Here is a 2,455-nt window from a genome sequence, read left to right as displayed (position 1 = left end):
GCCGAACAACTGGTTCGACAATGTCGCGGAACAGCCCGACTGACATTCCGACATAATAGGCAGCCTGTTCGCGGGACAGCAGCCGCGGTGTGATCGCTTCACTCATCGGCGTTCTCCAACTCCTCCAGTTCCTCCAGTTGCCGCCGCAAAATCTCTGCCGGGGCGCGTGGCTTGTTGCGCCTGTCATCTCGACCATTCAGCCAGCCAAATTGATAGAGCGGCGATCGGTTAGAGAGTGATGGCGGAAGATCATCGCGCTCATCAATTCTTCCGTCATGGTAGCCGTCGAGTAGATCACTCATCTCCCCACCTCCAGCACTTTCCGCCCCGCGTCCGTCACCACGTGCGGCACACCCACACGCTTCTCCACGAGGCCGAGCCGCCGCAGATCGTCCAGCACGCGGTATTGCAGCGACGTGTCCGGGGTGCGCCCGTCAGCAACCGATCGCAGGATGCGTCGTTCAGCGTCCGAGAGTTGCGGCGTTGGCGCCGGCTGTCCGAGCGCGGCGGCTATGCGGCACGCGGCAATGTGTTTCGCGTGGCGGGTCACGGTGTGGACCTCGCGCGGATGCGGAATGCTGCATCACTGAGAGCCCCATTCCATTCAACATGACCCGGCATGCCTATGTGCAGCATTTTAAGATCATACAAACACTTCTCCCGCTCATCCTGCCTGCACGCCTCGCCGTATGCGCGGAGTTGCAATCTCGTAAAGTAATCAGGAGTTCCAGGTGTTTCTGGCATGCGCGGCTTCGGAAGCTTCACTTCGTCAGACATTCCCATCCCCCTTCATGGCGGCGTCGATGGCGTTACGTGCGGCCCGTTCTGCTTCGGATCGAGTGGAAAATTCGTGAACTTCTCCGTCTTCATCTTGGTATGCGAAGAAAATGCGAATATCGGCAGCCTCAGCCGTTTCCACAATTTCAAAAGGCGTTGTCTCGCAAAGCATATCAGCCATATCAAGATGACCGCTTTCTGGATCATCGACCATATAAAACCATCGATGTTGCCTGGAAATATCAGCCCGCGCCCGTTCGTAGCCGCGCTGTTCAGCTTCGGTGATAATTCTCTCAGCTTCCGGCTTGGCTTTATTCTCAAACCGATAACCAGCCTCATAGAGAATTTCAGTCAGTTCTTTTGTCTGCTCTTCTCGCGTCCGGGCCATTACTTACTGCCCTCGAAAATGAATAGCGGGATGAACCAGACCGGCAGGATTTCCCGCATTTCCTGCATACCCCAATCGGCCACGAGCCCGTCGGTCCACGCGCCGTTGCCGTCGTCCATATCGTTATCCCACCAAGCGATGGTACAGAACTCCCCGCAGTGGACGAAAACGCGGCTACCGTCTTTCGGTGCCAGGTCTATCGACTTCCACAGGGCAGACAGCGATTGGCAGACGCCGCCCCCGTAACCTCGCTGCTCGGCTTCTATCAGATGCTGGGTGAGTTTTCCCTCGGTCAGATCCTCGGCGAAAATGAACCGCTCGCCATCTACCAAAAATTCCGAACGGACTTGTTCTTCTCTAGTCCGGGCCATTACTTGCGGTCCTCGAAATCAGAGAGGGGAATAAAAAATGATAGGTCGCTCCATTCAACCTCGGTGAATGGATCGTACCACGGGCGGTCATCTGGTTTCTCCACGACGACAACATGGCCGGTTTTGCGCTTCGCAATTATCGTCAGCCATATTTGCGGTTCCGGCTTCATTGGCCTCCACCATGCGGCGAGGGCGGCCTTAAGAATTTTAGAAGCTGTTTTCTTAAACTCTTCCTTAGTCAGTCTGTCTGCATCCGCGTAATTCGTCCCGAATGCTTCAGATGCAAATACTTTTGCCGCAACCTCGATCATTTTCGGCGTCGGTTTCATGATGCGGCTCCTGCACGAGTGTTCCATGCGTCATAAAGCCCTGCCTTCTCACCAAAGATAACACGTGTAGAGCATAGGCATTTTGTGCATTGGATGACTGAACCGCCTACATTGTCGGGTTCAGAGTCTCCGATGTCGTAGCGTTCACCGGGCGCGCCACAGAACGGGCACGGCTTCAGTTTCTCGGTCATGATGCGGCTCCTGCGAGGGCTTCTCTGGCGATAGCGCGAGCAGTCGCAGGCATGCTTAACGACTCTGCCGCGATTACCACACGAAAGGCCTCCCGCAACCTTTCCACCTCATCCTGTTTCTCTTCGAGCGCGGCAAGGTGGTCGGACTGGCGGACGTATGGAGTGTCGAAGTATTCACTACGTTCGTCAGAAACAGTCATTCGATGCTGGTCGGTTTCGTCGAGCATCTGTTGGAATTTCGCGTTCCCCCAACACGCCACCGGCACCGAACTATCAACTGGCGTTCCGATGGCGCGGATGGATGCTTCAATCGCTGGCATCGGTCCTTTATCACGGGCATACGGGGCGGCATTTGCTGCCCTCCATTGCTCATCCGTCAGCGGCAACATCACGACCAAC

General features: G+C 55.9%; 7 protein-coding genes. All 7 read right to left on the bottom strand.

All coding sequences use genetic code 11. The annotated features are described in order from the left end of the window. Positions 1-98 precede the first annotated feature (98 nt). Entirely contained in the window at positions 99-302 is a 204-nt protein-coding gene (locus tag GVI59_RS18445; protein WP_173575499.1) for a hypothetical protein, read from the bottom strand. Continuing rightward, the gene (locus GVI59_RS18440; RefSeq protein ID WP_173575498.1) at positions 299-550 is read right to left on the bottom strand and encodes a hypothetical protein; all 252 of its coding nucleotides are present in this window, start codon (positions 548-550) and stop codon (positions 299-301) included. The genes GVI59_RS18445 and GVI59_RS18440 overlap by 4 nt, the downstream gene beginning before the upstream one ends. A gap of 219 nt (positions 551-769) precedes the next feature. Continuing rightward, a complete protein-coding gene (locus tag GVI59_RS18435; RefSeq protein WP_173575497.1) occupies positions 770-1,165 on the bottom strand; it encodes a hypothetical protein in 396 nt (131 codons plus the stop codon). After that, positions 1,165-1,536, bottom strand: coding sequence for a hypothetical protein (locus tag GVI59_RS18430; protein WP_173575496.1), 372 nt, complete (start codon positions 1,534-1,536; stop codon positions 1,165-1,167). Before GVI59_RS18430 ends, GVI59_RS18435 begins: the two co-directional genes overlap by 1 nt. After that, entirely contained in the window at positions 1,536-1,865 is a 330-nt protein-coding gene (locus tag GVI59_RS18425; RefSeq protein WP_173575495.1) for a hypothetical protein, read from the bottom strand. The genes GVI59_RS18430 and GVI59_RS18425 overlap by 1 nt, the downstream gene beginning before the upstream one ends. Continuing rightward, positions 1,862-2,056: a Lar family restriction alleviation protein gene (locus GVI59_RS19535; protein WP_173575494.1), complete on the bottom strand. Its 195-nt coding sequence runs from the start codon at positions 2,054-2,056 to the stop codon at positions 1,862-1,864. The genes GVI59_RS18425 and GVI59_RS19535 overlap by 4 nt, the downstream gene beginning before the upstream one ends. Then, the coding region (locus GVI59_RS18415) for a hypothetical protein (RefSeq protein WP_173575493.1) at positions 2,053-2,455 on the bottom strand (403 nt) is incomplete at its 5' end. The genes GVI59_RS18415 and GVI59_RS19535, both read right to left, overlap by 4 nt.

This window comes from Acetobacter sicerae, from assembly GCF_011516765.1.
GTDB lineage: Bacteria > Pseudomonadota > Alphaproteobacteria > Acetobacterales > Acetobacteraceae > Acetobacter > Acetobacter sicerae.
Note: the sequence above shows the minus strand (reverse complement) of the source record. Positions and strands in the feature narration are given on the sequence as shown.